Below are 16,619 nucleotides of genomic sequence, written 5' to 3'. Positions count from 1 at the left end.
GACCGACGGGACGTCTGCGCACAGGGTGTTGAGGAGAGGATCATTGATCCGTGCCCGGCGAATATGTGTGACCGCCGTGGCGGTGCTGGCGGCCCTGGCGGGCTCGCCCGGACTGGCACAGGCTGAACAGCCGCACGAATCGCGGCTGTTGAGCGCGTCGGACGACGACCCGCTTCCGCCGGGGTGGCGGATCGACGGGAGCAGGGGGGCGCCCGAGCTGGTCTGGCGTGCGCCGAAGGCGGTGCCCGTGGGGGACGCGCGGGTCGAGTTCCGCACCGGGGGCCGGCCGCTCGGGGTGCCGAAGCAGGCGAGGGACGGGCGGACCTTCCGGCTCGCCCTCGGCGAGACGCGGCCCGAGCAGCTGGCGGACCTTCAGGTGACGGCCGGGGGCCGCCGGCTGGACGCGGCGGCCGACGACGCGGGCGGGTCCGGCTCGCGCGCGCCCCGCATACCCGCGCAGGCGCCGGCGAACGGCGTCGATCCTGGCCGGCCCGGCTCGTACCGCACGGTCAGCGGGAAGTACGACCTCGCCCCGGTGCGGCTGCCCGGGTTCGACACCCCGGTGGAGATGACCGCCGAGGTGGTGGCGCCGAAGGGCGCCACCGGCAGCCGGCCGCTCGCGCTGTTCCTGCACGGCCGCCACGGCACCTGCTACAAGCCGGGCTCCAAGGACGACGTCACCATCGACTGGCCCTGTGCGAAGGGCTACAAGCCGATCCCGAGCCACCGGGGCTATCTGCGCGACCAGCGACTGCTGGCCTCCCAGGGCTATGTGACGGTGTCGATCTCGGCGAACGGCATCAACGCCCAGGACGGGGACGCCGAGGACGCCGGCGCGCAGGCGCGCTCCTCGCTGGTACGGCAGCACCTCGCCCGCTGGGCCGACTGGACAGCCCGTCCCTCCTCCGCCCCGGCCGTCGTACGCGAGGCCCCCAAGGCGGACCTCTCCAAGGTCCTGCTCGTCGGCCACTCGCGCGGTGGTGAGGGCGTCAACCGGGCCGCCATGGACAGCCTCTACCCGCCGCCGGCCGCCGAGGACGGCTACCGGGGCCCGGTGCGCTGGAAGGTGCGCGGGACCGTGCTCGTCGGACCGACGATCTTCGGCCAGAACCCGGTCGCCGACGTGCCGTCCGTGACACTGCTGCCGGGCTGCGACGGCGACGTGTCGGACCTGCAGGGCGAGGACTTCGTCGACGGGACGCGCGGGATCAGCCGGGGCACGGCACTGCACAGCGCGGTCTACATGGTCGGCGCCAACCACAACTACTTCAACAGCGAGTGGACCCCGGGCGAGGCCGTCGCCCCGGCCCAGGACGACTTCGGGACCGACCCGGAGGAGGGACCGGACCCGGTGTGCGCGCCGGGTGCCGCGACCCGGCTGACCGCCGCCCAGCAGCACAAGGCGGGCGCCACGTACATCGCCGCCGCGGCCCGGCTCTTCCTCGCCGGGGACGACCGGGTGCGTCCGCTGCTCGACGGTTCGGGCAGGCGCGCCCCGTCCGCGGACCCGGCCCGGGTGCTGACCCACGCGGTCGGCGGCCGGCGCGGCGCCGGTTTCCTGCCGGACGGCGGGGTGAAGGTGACCGGCGCCCGGCTGTGCTCGGCGGTCGACCCCGACCCGGCCGTGGCCTGTCTGTCCCCGGAGACCCCCGGATCGTCACCGCACTTCGCGTCGTGGGAGACGGACAAGGAGACCGGCCGCGGCGCGGTGGCCCTGAAGTGGTCGGCGCCGGGCAAGGCCGCGCGTGTCACTCCGGCCAAGCCGCTCTCCCTGCGCGGCTCCCAGAAGCTCGCGCTCCGGGTCTTCGTACCCCCGAACACGACCGGCACGAAGTTCGACGTGTCCGTCACCGACTCCGCCAACCGCCGGGTGAAGCTGGGCTCGGTCCGGGTGGACGGGCTCCCGGGCTCCGCGAACACCTCCTCCTACTGGGCTCAGGAGCTGCGCGTCCCGCTGTCGGCCGCGACCCGGGCCAAGCTCGATCTCAGGCATGTCAAGTCCCTTGAGCTGACGCCCCGTTCGCGGTCCGGGCGGGCCTGGCTGATGGACGCGTGGGGCTGGGCGCCCGGCACTCCGGCGGTGAAGGCTGCCGCACTGCCGCGGGTCGACGTGGGCCGCACGACCGTCAAGGAGGGCGACACGGGCACCCGCACCTACCGGATCCCGGTCCAGATCTCCGGGCACGGCAGCGGGCAGGTCCGCGTGTACGTCTTCGACCCGGACAGCGGCCGGGCCAAGAGCCGCCTCGTGACCGTACGGCCCGGCAGCGGCGCGATCGACGTACCGGTCAAGGTGAAGGGCGACACGGCCTACAACTACGACGTGCAGCACGACATCGCCGTCAAGGCCGTCCGCAGCGCCGTCGTCGGCAAGTACCGGGGCGGGGTCGTCGTCGAGAACGACGACCCCGAGCAGGTGGTCACCCTGTCGCCGGTCGTGGACCGGGTGACCGAGGGAGAGTCGCTGACCTGGCGGATGTCCGTGGACACGCCCACGGCGGTGGACATCTGGGAGCCGGTGCGGGTGCTTCCGGTCACCGAGGGCGCCGAGCTGTCCACCAAGGACGTGGACCCGCAGTGGCTCAAGGACTCGTCCGGTGACGTGCCCGACCCCGAGCGGCCGCTGTCCGACGCGAGCCTGTGGGTGTGGCTGAACATCCCGCCCGGGAGCACCAGCGTGGACTTCGTCGTACCGACCGTGCGGGACCAGGTGGCCGAGCCGGCCGAGTCGCTGCGCCTGGCACTGACCGACAGGAACACCGAGCCGCTGCCCGACGGGCCGGTGCTGACGGGGACGGTGCTCGACAGGCCGTGAGCACGCGGTACGGCGTAAGAGGTACGGCGTAAGAGGTACGGCGTAAGAGGTACGGCGTAAGAGGTACGACGTCAGAGGGATCGTGAGCGCCCTCTTGTGCTTGTGCGGGGTCCGGTTCGTCCGGGCCCCGTGGTCGTCGGTGGGTCACGCCCCGACATGTCAGGCCACTGCCGCGGCCTCGGCCAATCGGTGGAACGCCCGCGTGGTTCCGGGGTGGGCCATCTCGTCCAGCAGATGCCGCCAATCGGGGTCGGCGACGGGGGTGGGATGCGCCAGATCCCATGCGTCGAGCAGCGGCCCGAACCCGCCCTCGTCCCGCGTCTCGCCGGCGCTCGTCTCTTCTGAAGGCCGCATCGACTTCATGGGAATCTCCCTCCGTCCGGGAACCCTGCTTGTCCGAATGTCCGACATTCGCCTACCCCAAGGATCCCGCTCCCCACTCCCTCACACCATGCAGTTCCCTACCGAACCCGGGGTGGAGCCAGCCGCACCCCTCGCCCCCGGCCCCCTCACCCCTCAGCCTCGCCGGGCGGCCCCGGCCGGCCACACCACGTCCACGGGGACACCGGCCGCGCGCGCTTCGAGGACGGCGTCGGCGGTGCCGCCGCCCTCGCCGGTGGGCGGTGTGCCGTCCCATACGGCGACGAGACGGTGGGCCCGCTCGACGAGTACGGCGTTGGCGGCCTCGTACGCCTTCCTGCCGGCCGTCTCGTAGGGCAGGACGAGCACCTCTTCGGCGGCTTCGACGAGCCGGTCGTAGGAGGCCCCGTGCTCGGGCTCGACCGTGTTGCGGCGATAGTCCCGGGACGGGGTGACGACGACCAGCCGCCCGCCGAGGGCGAGAACCACTTCGGCGAAGAGGGTGTCGGCCCCCTTGGCGATACAGGACACCCCGACGAGCCGCCCGCCCTCGGCGTACGGCCGAAGCGACTCCTCCAGGGCGCGGCGTACCAGGGTAACGGTGCCCTCGCTCAGGTCCAGGTGCCCGGTCACCGCGATGGTCGTCATACGGACCCGCCGCCCCCGTAGCTGTCGAGCGGGACCCAGGCCCGCTCTCCCGCGTCGTTCGTGCCGTACCAGTAGTGCGGCATTCTCTCGATGCCGGTGGTGTGGAACGGGCGACCGTCGTCGTCGACGCGGATCGTGCCGGTACGGCCCTGGGAGGACCATTCCAGTTCGAGGTACCAGCGGGCGTCGTAGGTCTGTGTCGTCGCGTCGACCAGCAGCTCCTCCGGGTCCTCGGCGGAGACGCGGTACGGGAAGTGCACGGCCGGGATGGCGCGTTGGCCGTCGGCGCCGTCCTTCGGGCGGGCGATGGGGCGGTCCGCGTCGAGGTTCACCGCGAAGCGGCGGGGCGTGAGATCGCTGCCGCAGCCCTGGCCCATGGCGTACGCGCTCCCGGCGCCCGGGGTGCCGCGGCTGACGACGCGGACGCGGAGCGCCTTCAGGACCACGGCCGTGGACGACCGCCCCTGCACCGAGATCCGCACCTTCGTCTGCCGCCCGTGCACCGCGCCCTGAGTCGCCGCCCACAGCCCGGCGTCCTGCTCGACGGGCGGCGGCGGTACCTGTGTGGGTGGCTTGCCGATGACGTAGTCGTGGTCGCACCCCTTGTCCCAGACCAGGGAGTCGACGCTCCAGGTGAGGGGCAGGTCGGCGGCCGGTTGCGTGCCCGACGGCTCCGCCGAGCGGCCGGGTGCGCCGGCGGCGGTCGTCCGGGGGCTCGTGGGGCGGGAGGCGTCCGCCGCCTCGGAGGAGCGGTCGTCCGGGAGGGCGGAGATCCCGCCGACCGTGGCGAGCAGCGCGCAGGCGACGGCTGTGGGGGCCAGGACGCGGGGGCGGCGGTACCAGGGGCGGGGAGGGGAGGAGGCGTCCGGAGGGGAGGAGGCGGGGGGAGGGGAGGAGGGGGGAGGGGAGGAGGGGGAGTGCTTGTCCGGTGCGGGTGCCGGAGTCGCGTACTCCGGTGCATCGGCCGTACGCACCCGCTGCCGGGCCGCCACTGCCGACAGCCACAGTCGGTGCAGGTCGAGCCGCTCCTGCGGTGTCGCGCCGCAGAAGGTCGCGAGCCGCTCCAGGGGCGCGAAGTCCTGCGGCACCGCCTCGCCCGCGCAGTACCGGTGCAGGGTGGAGGTGTTCATGTCGACGCGGCGGGCCAGGGAGCCGTAGCTCCGGTCGGTGCGGTCCTTCAACCGGCGCAGCAACGCCGCGAAGTCGTCGGCATCGGCTTGGGCATTGGCATTGGCATCGTCCCGAATCGGCATCGTTCCCCCCGTCGCCGCCCGCGATTCCGTATCCCGATCCCAGGCCCTGTTATCACTGCACGTCAGGTGGGCGGGGGATGGTTCCACCAGGGGCGGCCGGGCTGCCTGCCCGTCCGCCCCGCCCGCCCAGCCGGCATCGACGACGTCCGATACGCACACGCCTACGGGTGCATTCATGGCCGCCGCTCCGCCGTCCCGGCCGAGCACCGGTGGGAGGGGGCGGGGCGGGAGGGCGGGACGGGGGGACAGGACGGGGGACGGGGGGGCGGGCTATGCCGTCAGCCGGCGCTCGTGGTCTGGATGTCGGAGACGCGGTTGTACCGCTCCACCATCACGAACAGCTTGATCTTCTGTGTCGTCGTCCCGCTGCCGAAGGTCAGGGTGACGGTGACCTCACGACCCATGCCCACGGCGCCGTTGTCGGCCACCGTCCACCGCGCCGGGATGTTCTGGGCTCGCAGGACGCCGTCCGCCCCGTTCTTCTTCTCCCAGGCCGCGAGCCGCTTGGCGAAGTCGGGCGTCAGGTAGTGCTTGCGCAGCGCCTTGGCCAGCGTGACGTCCGGGTCCGTGTAGTCGCCCTTCGCGTCGATGTACGCGCCGTAGAAGTCGGCGACCCGGGTCACGGCCTGGCCGGGCGTACCGGTGACCGACTTCGCCGTACCGGTGACCGACTTCGCCGCGGCGGTGGGTGCCTTCGCGGGGGCCTGGACGGACGCCTGCGCCGGCAGCTGCGCCGACACACCCAGTCCGACAGCGAGCACGAGACCGGCGGCGGCCGCGCGGAGGCCCGGACGACGGCGTGCGGGAGACTTGCTGTTCATGTGCGTCTTCCTTCTCTGATCCGTATGTCGCATGTAGTTGCTCTCGGCAGACCCCGGCCTACGTGGCGAAGACGCCTGCCGCACAGAGCTGTCCCGGTACGCGGGTGCCGGGCGAGTGTCGTCGCCCTACCGCTGCCGGGGCGGTCGTAGTGCCTCGGCCGGGGCGACACCCAGAGCTTCGAGGACGACGAGGACCACCACAACAGCCACCGCCCCATCCCCGACGACGGAACGAACCCATCCCTGTTGACCTGCGGAAACGGGAGTTTCTGGGATGCCTTGGGATGCCGCGCCGCCTGTTCGCCGCAGGCGGCCCGACGGGGACCCGGACGCCCCGTCAGCGGTGGGGAACCGGCGTGCGGCTTCCCCTGGTTCAGCCGACGGAGTCAGACGGGGCGAGTTCCCGGCCCGCGCCGACACCCGGCCCCTCACGGACTCGCGGGATCACGGACTTACGGACTTACGGACTTACGGGATCACGGACTCGCGGGATCACGGACTCGCGAGATCAGGCCGCCGGCGAGGGCTTCTCTGCGCGGGGCCGGGTGATGGCGTAGCCGAAGGCCGTCGCCAGGACGTACATGAGAACCGAGTAGACAGCGCTGGGGACCGCCACCTCGGTGCTGTCGAGGATGCTCAGGGCGATGGTGAGGGCCACGGTGGTGTTGTGGATCCCGACCTCCATGGCGCTGGCGACGGCCTGCGGCTCACTCAGGCGGAGGGCTCTGGCACCGCCGTAGCCGATGCTGAGGCTCGCCAGACAGAAGAGGCCGGTGACCAGGCCGACCTGGCGAAGGTAGTCCGCGAGGTTCTCCCGCTCTCCCAGCAGCGCCGCCAGGGACACCGCGACCAGGACGGCGATGGAGAACACCCGGACAGGGCGGTCCGCCCGGGCGGCGAAGTCGGCGGAGCGCTTCCGGACGAGCATGCCGAGCCCGACCGGGATGAGCACGATGGCGATCACTTGCAGCACTTTGCCGAACTGGAGTCCCAGGTCGCCTTCGGCATCGAAGTGGCTGATGGCCAGGTTGGTGATGAGCGGGATGGTGACGGCCGCCAGCACGGAATTGATCGCGGTGAGGGTGATGTTGAACGCCACGTCGCCGCGGAACAGGTGGCTGAAGAGATTGGCGGTGGTGCCACCCGGGGAAGCGGCCAGCAGCATCACGCCCACCGCGAGCAGCGGGTCCACGTCGAATATCTTGACCAGGCCGAAGGCGACCAGCGGCAGCACCACGATCTGCACGGTCAGGGCGAAGACGACCGCCATCGGGGAACGGGCCACACGCTTGAAGTCGTCCGTGGTCAGCGAGAGCCCGAGACCGAACATGATGATGGCGAGCGCGACGGGCAAGCCGACCGTGATCAGCGCTGAATCCTTCATGCCTCACGCTTCCTCGATGACGGCATGACAGCAGCGGAGCTGCGAAGACCGCCGCACGGCCCGTAGGTCGCCACAGTGAAGCAGTTGCCGGGTCCTGTCACAAGGTTTGTGCTGGTCCAGCGTGATCGGAGATCTGAAGCTCCATGACATCGCACAACGTCGAGTCAGGGAACGGCAGTTCCTCCCCCGAAGTCGAACTGTGCGCTCTGTGAGCCGCCAGGTCGGTCACCGGACTTTCTTGTTGAACCATCCGGCCGACTGGGCGACGGTCGAGCCGCCGACGAGGATGCCGAGAGGAACGATCTTGAACCAGATCGCATCGGCATCCATGGCCAGGAGGAGGGCGGTGGCGCCGATGACCAGCGCCACGAGCACGAGCATGCCCAGAAGGACCCGAGTCTTGGAAACCAACGGAGGACTCTCCAATGTTCGGCCGGGCTCTATCAACTGGACAGCGTTCGCCACCCGTTGGACCGCCGACGACGGTTGCCAGTAGGGAGACAGCAAGCTCCCCGGCGCGACACCACGGCTCCGCCAGGAAGCCCATGGGGCGAGTCTCGCAACGCCGCCTTCCCAAGGCGCCAGTAGGACTACGTAATCGCCTACGTAGCCTCACCGGCCGGGCCGGGGCCTCTCGCGGCACACGTTCTTCAGGGCAAGCACCATCACGTCGTACAGCGGCGAGTCAGGGAACGGCAGCTTCTCCCCCACCTGCTCATATCCCCAGCCCTCATACACGGCCCGCAGCCTCGGCCGCTCCCGCCGAACTTGGCCGTCGTCGCGTCATCGCGAGCCGTGAACCCGTAGGTGAAGCCGCCCACTTCACCACCGACCTCAAGGAGAAGAACGGGTTGGTAGCGATGTCCTCCGCGTACACATCGGCGTACACGTCCAGGAGGACCCCGCGGATCTCCGCCAGCCGTTCGCCGGTGCAGTAGCTGGTCGTCAGCGGGTACGCCGGCCAAGCGCAGTCATGGCGCGGGCTGCTCGATCGGGATCTCGTAGGCGATCTCCCAACGCACGTCGGGCACGGTGATGTCCGCCGTCTCCACGGGACGTCCGTCGCTGTCGTAGTAGGTGCGCTCGATGCGGGTCAGCAACTCACCGACGCTGACGCCCAACAGGTTGGCCTCTTCCTGGGTGGCCCGGCCCGGACGTGGAACCTCTACGGCGGTCTCGATGACGACGCCGATGGAACGCATCCTCTCCACGACACCCGTACCGGCGAGCGGCCCCATCTCGGGGAGGACGATCGGGGTGCCGTCGGTGATGGTCATCGGCTCCCACGACTCGGACAACTGAACCGACTGACCATCGGCGAGGAATTCGTACCGGGTGACGACGCAGGGGGCGCCCGGGTCGACGGCCAGGCGCTCGGCGATGCGCTCCGGCGCGGGGACGCGAGCCTGGCTGTGCGACTCCCAAGTGCCGCGCCGCCCCTGCTCCTTCATGTCGGCACGGAATGGCGAGCCGCCCCGGTGCTCACGGTGCCGGGACCGGATCATGCGCAGCCGCTCGCGCGGCGCACGGACGTAGGTACCTGATCCGGCCCTGCCTTCCAGGACGCCCTCGATGATCAGCCGCTCCATGGCACGTTGCGTGACATTGCGGCCCACCCCGTACTCCTCGGCGAGCTGCGCTCGCGACGGCAGGCGTTCGCCGACGGCCCACTCGCCCGCCCTTACCCGGCGGCGCAGGTCGTCCGCGACATCGAGGTACGGGGCCTCTCGCGGCATACGGCTCTCCGTGCTGCCCTGAACGCGCAGGGCTGGTGGTGCGGTTGACGACGACATTGACAAGCTACTGCATCAGGTGGAAGCTACTGGAGTAGAAGCACGGTATGTGATCGCGCGCTTACTTAGGAGACCCGTGCGTCCGAAGGCCGAGAGCATTGCCGCACGACTGGCCGACGCCACGGGGGCCGAGGTGCGCCGCGAGGCAGTCCCGGGCGGCATCCGACTCAGAGTGGAGCTGCCCCGGGACCTGAGCGAGACCACACGCAGAGCCGTCCTGGCCGCCATCGCGGACGCCGACGCCTACGGGCATGGGCGCACTGCCGAAGGCGACTACCTCTGGGCGCTCGTGACCGACAAGGCCGAACAAAGCCCCGGCGACCGCTGACACGGCCCCGAGGCATGGCCGACCCAACCAGGAGATCGACAATGCACCTTGTATCACAGGCACTTGCCTGGGCCAGGGCAGTGCTCTTCGGGCTGCCTGAGACCGACGACCACCGCCCACCGCCCGACCTCCGCAACGGCACCTCCACCGAGACCACCCCGAACCTCCCGGCACGCTGCCCGTCACCGGAGATGTGCGCCGCCTTCCGCACGAGCGCGCGACATCGCCGAACCTCGCCTCCGCGTTCGCTCGCAGCACTGCCTGTCATCACCGCCGACGACATCGACAGCACGCTCGTGGGTGCCTATCTCCTACCGGCCGAGGCGCACCAACGCATCCGCCAGGCCCGACAGTTCGCGGAGGCGAGCTGATGACCAACGGACAGGACATCGCGACTTCGCCGCGCACGGAGATCCCCATGCTCCGCGCCTACCGCCTGTGGTTCGAGCACACCCGCAAGTGCGGCGACGGCTGCAAGGGCGCGCCCAGGGCTCAGGACGGTTGCGAGGACGGACGGCAGTTGTGGGGCACGTACCGCCTCGTACGCATCGGGAAGGCGGCCTCATGAGCTGGACGATCGAGCGCCCGGCCGGGCGCCCCGTACGCCGCACCGACGACAATCGCCTCGCCGTACCGCTCCGTCTGTCCCTCGCCGACGGACACGCCACGGACACCGAGCTGACCCTCACCCTCGCCGAGGCCGAGCATCTGCACGCCGCGCTGTGCCGGGCGCTCGACGGCGAGCCGGCGCCTCCGGCCGGGCCGGACTGTCGTCAGTCGGTTCAGGCCTCGCCCGGGACGGCGCGCATCGTGGGGCGCGCGTAGGACGCCCCACGACTAGAGGCAGGCGTCTGGCCTCCCTCCGCCCCTCCCCTCCTCCCCCGGCAGGCCCCTCGCTGGTCCTGTCGGGGCGCGGCTCGGGTCGATGAGCGGAGCGGAAGGTCACGCAGAAGCGACCCACTGTGTGTGGGTCGTGGCGGGCGGGATGGGAGCTGCGGTGAGTGGTAGATCGGCCGACGTGCGCTACGCAGGGGTGGCGAAGGAGGCGAGGAGCAGTGCTCCCGCTCCCAGGACGACTAGTTGCACGATGCCGGGGATGCGCCACCGCAGTGCGAGAAGGGCGCCGCCCGTGACGACCGCGCAGCCGGTCAGGATCCACATGCCCCGCAACGCCTCCTTGGGCGCGCTGGGCGGGTTCCCGGAGTCGTAGGCGTCGGCCCAGCCCGTCATCCCGTAGGCGAACACCAACCAGGCGATGACCATCAGATCGATGATGAGCAGTGCCACGCCGACCCCGACCTGCCGGCCGGTCGACGGCCCACTCTCACGACTCATGTCCACCCCGTTCCGCCTGCGGCCGACGACTTGTTGGCCACACGCCTCCCAGCATGGTGTCGGGGCAGGTGCCGCACATGAGTACGGCTACTCAGGCCGGACCGGACCTCCCAGGGCGCGCCCGCCTCGCTAGCATCGCGCCTCATGATCGCAGTGGTCGTCACCATCGGGCTGGCGTTCGTCGGCTATGTCGTCACCTACCTCAACGGCCTGCGCCTGTCGCAGCGGCAGGAACGTCTGGCCCGCGTGAACCGCCAGCTCAGCGACTTCTACGGGCCCCTGTTCGCCCTCACGGAGACCAACAGCCGCACCTTCGGCGCGTTCGTGGAACGTCACGCCCGCCCCGGCGGAACGTCACCGTTCGCCCATGAGACGCCGCCCACTCCGGAGGAACTCACCGAGTGGCGGCTGTGGGTGAGCACCGTCTTCCTGCCGAACATCCAGGCCATGCGCGACCTGGTCATCAAGCACGCGGACCTGTTGAACGAACCGGAGATGCCGCCGCTTCTGCTCCAGCTGTGCGCGCATGTGTCGGGCTACGAGATCACAGCCGCCCGGTGGGCGCAGGGAAACCACGACGAGCACCTCTCGGTGGTGTCGTTCCCCAGCGAGGAACTCGCCGCCTACGCACGCCAGGGATTCACCGCGCTGAAGAAGGAGCAGGCCCGCCTGCTGGGGCAACGGCAGCAGGGCTGAGCGGTCACAACGACGTCGGACGCGGTGGTCGGCAGTGATCACGCTGGTCATGTTGGCGTCGAGGCCGGCAACACCGCTGGTGACTGGCGTGGTACTACGGCAGTGCACACCTCGGAGGCGGTCAGAGGGGAGGGGGAAGGACGATGGCGGGTGGGATACGTGACCTGCTGTGCTGGCGAGGTCCGGCCTCGGTGAACGTGTTCGTCATCGGCTCTGGCAACACCCCATTGCCGGAGGAGGCTTTTCACCTCGCCGGGATGGTCCCTGACGCCTTCCTGCCGTTCCCTCTGCTGGGCCAACCCGAAGCCGTCGAGCGGCTCGGTCTGGTGTCATACGACATCGACTTCGATGACGTCTCGCTCGATCTGCGCGAGTACACGCGAGCGGTACTTCGGCGTGTCTGCGCAGACACGCGGGCAGTGGCCTGGGCAGCTTTCGAGGGGTCGTTCCACTACGACGAACTCCTCACCGCCCAGGTGGCCCACCAGGTCTACGGCTACTGCACGACCGGCGCCGAGCCGATGGTCGAGTGGGACACTGCGGCCCTGCGAGGCGAAGAGTGGCGCCACCGAATTGCCGAGGTCCGAGCGGCTTTGGACGCCTTGTTGTCCCCTTCGGAGATACGAGACGGGAAGAGCCACACCGACTGACTGTCCAACTGCGTGACAACGCCGACGAACACCGGCGAACGAGCACGGACGTCTGCGGACCGTCAGCACGGCTCAGTGTTCAGAACCGCGACGCGCCACGCGTCAGTCTTCTCCGACTTGGGGCAGGGTCACGACAAACCCATTGCCCGTGCCTACGACCCCTCCGTCAAAGGAAAGCCCGCGACGCCACCAGCCGAGGCAGTTAGGTTCAGGTCGTGGACGATGAAGAGATCACCATCAGGCTCACACGCGATCAGGCGTTCGCGCTGTCGCACTGGTTGTACCAAGTGATGTTCCAGTCCGACGACCTTGAGGGGATCATTCGTGATCGAGCGGTCTGGTCACCGATCTACACGGTCTCAGGAACGCTGGACGGGACGCTGACCGAGATCTTCATGCCCGACTACACCCAGCGGCTCGAGGCCGCCCAGAAGCGCCTCCGGGTCAGCATGTACGGAGAAGCCGACGAGTCAGCGGCGTCGAACGATGACGCGGACACCGCACCACAAGCGCACCGGACAGAGCCGGGAACCACGGGGAACGACGGTGAAAGCGGCCAAGGACGATGAGACCTGTGCACGAAGAAGCCCCAGGCCAGCGCCTGGGGCTTCCTTGTGGGACGTAGGTCCCTAGCTGTTCTGTTGGGGAGGGTTACCAGTTCCTCCGGCTGCTTCCGTCAGTCACGAACCGTCGGCGTCCTTCGTAGCCGCAGTCGCCGTCACATCCGTCAGCTTCCACCGCTGGTTCGAGCCCGAGTTGGGCCACCAGACGCCGACGCCCGCGCCGTCGTTCGTGGACTGGCCGTACACGTCCGGGAGTTGGCCCGTGCCCGCGTTGACCAGGGTCCAGGTGCTGTCGCCCGTGGTCGACAGGATCCACTGGGCGGCGTCGTCGCGGCGGCCCGTGTCGGGCTCGGCCACCAGCGACCCGTCACGGATGGCGAGGCGCTTGTCGGAGGTGGGCTCCGTCAGGGCGTAGCGGGTGCGGTTGTCCACCTTGCCGTGGCCGATGCGGTCCAGGGTCCACTGCTGGCCCGAACCGGACGTGGCGTTGGGGGTCTTGATGACCAGGCTCTTGCCGTCGGGGCCGACCGCCAGGTTCTTGCCGCTCTGGACGCCCGTCAGGGTGTACGCGTGGTCGTCCTGGAGCTCGGCCTGCGACTTCGCCACACCCGAGACGCCCTTGACCAGGAACGAGGTCACCGACTGGGCCGGGACCGTGATCGTCGCCTGCTTGTCCGTGACCTCGACCGCCTTCTGGCGGATCAGCTTGCCGGCCGCGTCCGTGATCACCGGGGTCACCGTCGCGTGCCTGGAGACCTTGCCGAACTTCGACAGGTCGACCGTGACCGCGCGGGACTCCGTCGTGCTGTTGACGTGGACGACCGTGGCCCTGTCGCCCCTCTTCGCGACCGCCGCCGTGCTGGAGGTGTCGTTGGTCTTGATCAGGCGGTCGCCCGGCTTGATGTAGTGGGTGAAGTTACGGGCCGTGTCGAACTTGGTGTTCGTGTAGATGGGGCAGGTCTTCAGGGTGTCCGTCGACTTGCAGGCGAAGGAGAGCTGGATCGAGCCCCAGTTGCCGCCCTTGGCGGACTCGCCGCCCGGCTTCATGTTGTCGTAGTCCTCGACCGGCTGCCAGAACACCCAGGCCTCGGGCTCCAGTTCGCGCAGGTCGTCCACCATGCGCTGGGCCAGGCCCAGGCCGGGACGCATGTCGGTGAAGCTCTGCCCGTCGCCCCAGTCGCCCTCCACCTCGCTCATCCACAGCGGCTTGTCGGCGGCCTTGGCGAGGTCGCGGACCGTGGTGCGCTGGCTGGTGCCGTAGGTGTGGACGTTCATCTGGGCGACGAGGTCGCGGACGTCCTGGGGGTAGGAGTTCCAGTTCGTGGCGAAGGTGCCGGGGTTCGTCTCGTCCATCGCGGAGATCTCCGCGTGGGTGCGGGAGTCCTCCAGGACCGGGCCCAGCGCCTTGATGACCTTCTGCTGGAGCTCCGGGCCTATGTGGGCGCCCTCCTGGCGGCCCCCGGTGGGCTGGCCGTCGGCGCCGAGCTTGGTGCCCCAGTAGTTGGTGTTGGGCTCGTTGAAGGGGTCGAGGGTGTCGACCTTGATGCCGTGGGCCTTCTCCAGGCGCTCGGTCGCGCCGACCAGGTACTCGGCGAAGTCCTCGACCGAGTCGGCCTTCAGCTGGTCCTTCGAGGCGTCGAAGCCGCCGGAGACGTAGCCGCTCTCCGTCATGAACCACGGCGGGGAGTTGCTGAAGGTCTCCCAGTGGGTGATGTCGTGCTTGATGCGGTCGACCCACCAGCGCTGGGTGGCGTCGGCCTTGTTGTTCCAGTCCTTCTTGTCGTCGGCGCTCCACCAGTCGACGTCCTCGCGGGTGGTGCCCGCCGGGGCCTTCCACCAGCCCTCCACCGCGCCGCCGGCCCGCAGATAGTCCTTGACGTCGGGGGCGTTGCCGCCGCCGATGTTGTAGCGGGCGATGTTGAGGTTGAGGCCGTCCTCGCCGAAGAGGAGGTTCGCGAGCTTCTCCCGGATCGGCTTCGGGTAGTCGCCGGTGGCGTTGGCGAACCAGACCAGGCTGGTGCCCCAGCCCTCGAAGGCCTGGCTCTTGTACGAGGGATCGGGGCGGACCGTCACCGCGGCGGCCGCGGCCGTCGTGTCGGCGTGCGCCATCGGCAGGGAGGTCGCGGCCATGGCCGTGCCGGTCGCCAGGGCCGTGATGCCGATGGCCCCGAAAAGCCGTCTCGTACGGGTGCGGTGTGCCATTCGAGTACTCCAACTCTTCCGTGTGCCGCGTCCCGGCGGAACATAGAGATCGGGGCCCGCGTGGTGCGGTTCAGCGTGGTGCTTCTGGCGTGGTGCTTCTGGTGCGGCGCGCTTCTGGTGCGGTTCGATGCGCTCTCGTACGATTTGTCTCAGTGGATGTTTACGTAAACATCCACTGAGCCGGATGTCTACACTGTCCGAATCGCGGCGGTCAAGGACTCGTCAAAGATCAACAAGTTGTTCCGGAAGAGCCGGACGCGCCGGAAGAGCTGGAAGAGCTGGAAGCGTTCGAAGAGCCGGAAGCGCGGGAAGAGTCGGGGGACCAGGTGGACACGACCGACGGGCGTACTACGAGACGACGTGCCGTCCGGCCCCGGCAAGGGCCCTCCATGGGGGACGTCGCCCGGCTCGCCGGTGTCTCGGCCCAGACCGTCTCCCGGGTCTCCAACGGGTTCGCCGGGGTCAACGAGGACACCCGGCGCCAGGTGCTCGCCGCGATGCGGGAGCTGGGGTACCGGCCCAACAGCGCCGCGCGGGCTCTGCGGCGCGGGGAGTTCCGGACGCTCGGCGTGATCACCTTCTCCCTCTCCACCCTCGGGAACATCCGCACGCTCGACGCGATCGCCACGTCCGCCGCGCGGGAGGGGTACGCGGTCACGCTGCTGCCCGTCGCCGTGCCGACGCAGGACGAGGTGAACGGGGCGTTCTCCCGGCTCGGCGAGCTGGCCGTGGACGCGGTCATCGTGATCATGGAGGTCCATCTGCTGGACGCCGCGACCGTGTCGGTGCCGCCCGGGGTGCAGGTCGTGGTGGCCGACTCCGACGCCGGGGACCGGTACACCGTCGTCGACACCGACCAGGCGGGCGGCGCGCGGGACGCCGTACGGCATCTGCTGGAGCTGGGGCACCGGACGGTGTGGCATCTGGCCGGGCCCGAGGACTCGTTCGCGGCGCAGCGGCGGGCGAACGCGTGGCGGGCCACCCTGGGTGAGGCGGGTGTCGGGGAGGCGCCGCCCCTCGTACGCGGGGACTGGTCGGCGGAGTCCGGGTACCGGGCCGGGCTGCGGATCGCCGAGGAGGCGGACTGCACGGCCGTGTTCGTCGCGAACGACCAGATGGCGCTGGGGTTGCTGCGTGCCCTCGACGAGCGCGGGCGCCGGGTGCCCGAGGACGTCAGCGTCGTCGGCTTCGACGACATCCCCGAGTCCGCGTCCTTCCTGCCGCCCCTCACCACCGTCCACCAGGACTTCGCGGAGGTGGGGCGGCTGTGTGTGGAGGGGGTGCTGCGCAAGATGCGGGAGGGCGGGGAGGAGCATGGGACGACTCTCGTGCCCACGCGGCTCGTGCGGCGGCTGAGTACGGCAGCACCGCCGCCTCCCGCTCACTGAGCGCGCTCAGCGCCCGAGAGGCTCGCTGCGGGCCGGCTCCTCCCGCCGCTCGTACTGCTCGTTCCAGAGGTCGGCGAGCTCGCCCAGTGCGCTGTTGACGCGGCCGAGTTCCCAGAGCAGGTAGACGCCGGCTCCGGCGAACGGGATCCACGCACCCCAGTGGAAGAGGAGAGCCGGCATGTAGAGCAGGCCGACCAGGACCAGGAACTTCAGGAGGATGGCTCTGTACGCCTGTTTGGGTTCCACGACGACGCGCTCTCCGCGACCGTGGCTCCACTGTAGGTGCGACCTCATGACTGCCCCCTCGGTCTCCGGGTGGCCATCATGCCGTCCGCCGCGCCACCCGTACCAGGGAGCGCCGGTACGGGTTTCTTCACACACGT

At 70.1% G+C, this 16,619-nt stretch carries 19 protein-coding genes; 9 read left to right on the top strand and 10 right to left on the bottom strand.

Going from position 1 to position 16,619, the window contains the following annotated elements; all coding sequences use genetic code 11:
- Positions 1-43: 43 nt before the first annotated feature.
- Positions 44-2,815 carry an alpha/beta hydrolase family protein gene (locus tag ABT147_RS20340; protein WP_351407984.1) on the top strand — a complete coding sequence of 924 codons (2,772 nt, stop codon included), beginning with the start codon at positions 44-46 and terminating at the stop codon, positions 2,813-2,815.
- 159 nt (positions 2,816-2,974) lie between these two features.
- Here the strand turns inward: ABT147_RS20340 and ABT147_RS20335 are convergent, their stop codons facing one another.
- The 7 genes from ABT147_RS20335 to ABT147_RS20305 form a co-directional block, all read right to left on the bottom strand.
- Entirely contained in the window at positions 2,975-3,178 is a 204-nt protein-coding gene (locus tag ABT147_RS20335) for a hypothetical protein (RefSeq protein WP_351407982.1), read from the bottom strand.
- Positions 3,179-3,331: 153 nt separating this feature from the next.
- Complete coding sequence (locus ABT147_RS20330) at positions 3,332-3,823, bottom strand: hypothetical protein (protein WP_351407979.1); 492 nt, start codon at positions 3,821-3,823, stop codon at positions 3,332-3,334.
- Complete coding sequence (locus ABT147_RS20325) at positions 3,820-5,076, bottom strand: helix-turn-helix domain-containing protein (protein ID WP_351407977.1); 1,257 nt, start codon at positions 5,074-5,076, stop codon at positions 3,820-3,822. The genes ABT147_RS20330 and ABT147_RS20325 overlap by 4 nt, the downstream gene beginning before the upstream one ends.
- A 278-nt stretch (positions 5,077-5,354) precedes the next feature.
- On the bottom strand, positions 5,355-5,897 hold the full coding sequence (locus ABT147_RS20320; RefSeq protein WP_351407975.1) for a hypothetical protein: 543 nt from the start codon (positions 5,895-5,897) through the stop codon (positions 5,355-5,357).
- Positions 5,898-6,405: 508 nt separating this feature from the next.
- Positions 6,406-7,281, bottom strand: coding sequence for a bile acid:sodium symporter family protein (locus ABT147_RS20315; RefSeq protein WP_351407973.1), 876 nt, complete (start codon positions 7,279-7,281; stop codon positions 6,406-6,408).
- 225 nt (positions 7,282-7,506) lie between these two features.
- On the bottom strand, positions 7,507-7,650 hold the full coding sequence (locus tag ABT147_RS20310; RefSeq protein ID WP_351407970.1) for a hypothetical protein: 144 nt from the start codon (positions 7,648-7,650) through the stop codon (positions 7,507-7,509).
- A 602-nt stretch (positions 7,651-8,252) separates the two neighbouring features.
- A complete protein-coding gene (locus ABT147_RS20305; RefSeq protein ID WP_351407968.1) occupies positions 8,253-9,017 on the bottom strand; it encodes a GntR family transcriptional regulator in 765 nt (254 codons plus the stop codon).
- A gap of 133 nt (positions 9,018-9,150) precedes the next feature.
- On the opposite strand from ABT147_RS20305, the gene ABT147_RS20300 reads away from it, so the two are divergent.
- The 4 genes from ABT147_RS20300 to ABT147_RS20285 are packed head-to-tail and all read left to right on the top strand — an operon-like array spanning position 9,151 to position 10,227.
- Positions 9,151-9,402: a hypothetical protein gene (locus tag ABT147_RS20300; protein ID WP_351407966.1), complete on the top strand. Its 252-nt coding sequence runs from the start codon at positions 9,151-9,153 to the stop codon at positions 9,400-9,402.
- A gap of 41 nt (positions 9,403-9,443) precedes the next feature.
- Positions 9,444-9,773: a hypothetical protein gene (locus ABT147_RS20295; RefSeq protein WP_351407963.1), complete on the top strand. Its 330-nt coding sequence runs from the start codon at positions 9,444-9,446 to the stop codon at positions 9,771-9,773.
- Positions 9,773-9,970 (top strand): hypothetical protein, encoded by a 198-nt coding sequence (locus tag ABT147_RS20290; RefSeq protein WP_351407961.1) that lies wholly within the window; start codon positions 9,773-9,775, stop codon positions 9,968-9,970. Before ABT147_RS20295 ends, ABT147_RS20290 begins: the two co-directional genes overlap by 1 nt.
- Complete coding sequence (locus tag ABT147_RS20285) at positions 9,967-10,227, top strand: hypothetical protein (RefSeq protein WP_351407959.1); 261 nt, start codon at positions 9,967-9,969, stop codon at positions 10,225-10,227. The genes ABT147_RS20290 and ABT147_RS20285 overlap by 4 nt, the downstream gene beginning before the upstream one ends.
- Before the next feature lie 198 nt (positions 10,228-10,425).
- Here the strand turns inward: ABT147_RS20285 and ABT147_RS20280 are convergent, their stop codons facing one another.
- Positions 10,426-10,737 carry a DUF6234 family protein gene (locus tag ABT147_RS20280; RefSeq protein ID WP_351407957.1) on the bottom strand — a complete coding sequence of 104 codons (312 nt, stop codon included), beginning with the start codon at positions 10,735-10,737 and terminating at the stop codon, positions 10,426-10,428.
- 144 nt (positions 10,738-10,881) lie between these two features.
- On the opposite strand from ABT147_RS20280, the gene ABT147_RS20275 reads away from it, so the two are divergent.
- From ABT147_RS20275 to ABT147_RS20265, 3 genes are all read left to right on the top strand, one after another.
- Positions 10,882-11,433, top strand: coding sequence for a hypothetical protein (locus tag ABT147_RS20275; protein WP_351407954.1), 552 nt, complete (start codon positions 10,882-10,884; stop codon positions 11,431-11,433).
- A gap of 191 nt (positions 11,434-11,624) precedes the next feature.
- Entirely contained in the window at positions 11,625-12,083 is a 459-nt protein-coding gene (locus tag ABT147_RS20270) for a hypothetical protein (protein ID WP_351407951.1), read from the top strand.
- 215 nt (positions 12,084-12,298) lie between these two features.
- Positions 12,299-12,652: a hypothetical protein gene (locus ABT147_RS20265; protein ID WP_351407949.1), complete on the top strand. Its 354-nt coding sequence runs from the start codon at positions 12,299-12,301 to the stop codon at positions 12,650-12,652.
- Between the two features lie 111 nt (positions 12,653-12,763).
- Here ABT147_RS20265 and ABT147_RS20260 read toward each other — a convergent pair whose 3' ends face one another.
- Complete coding sequence (locus ABT147_RS20260) at positions 12,764-14,848, bottom strand: RICIN domain-containing protein (protein ID WP_351407947.1); 2,085 nt, start codon at positions 14,846-14,848, stop codon at positions 12,764-12,766.
- A 389-nt stretch (positions 14,849-15,237) separates the two neighbouring features.
- Between ABT147_RS20260 and ABT147_RS20255 the strand changes: the two genes are divergently transcribed.
- The gene (locus ABT147_RS20255; protein ID WP_351407945.1) at positions 15,238-16,236 is read left to right on the top strand and encodes a LacI family DNA-binding transcriptional regulator; all 999 of its coding nucleotides are present in this window, start codon (positions 15,238-15,240) and stop codon (positions 16,234-16,236) included.
- A gap of 6 nt (positions 16,237-16,242) precedes the next feature.
- Here ABT147_RS20255 and ABT147_RS20250 read toward each other — a convergent pair whose 3' ends face one another.
- A complete protein-coding gene (locus tag ABT147_RS20250; protein WP_351407942.1) occupies positions 16,243-16,530 on the bottom strand; it encodes a hypothetical protein in 288 nt (95 codons plus the stop codon).
- Positions 16,531-16,619 lie beyond the last annotated feature (89 nt).

The organism is Streptomyces sp. NPDC001868 (assembly GCF_040297125.1).
GTDB lineage: Bacteria > Actinomycetota > Actinomycetes > Streptomycetales > Streptomycetaceae > Streptomyces.
This window is presented reverse-complemented; position numbering and strand designations above follow the sequence as displayed.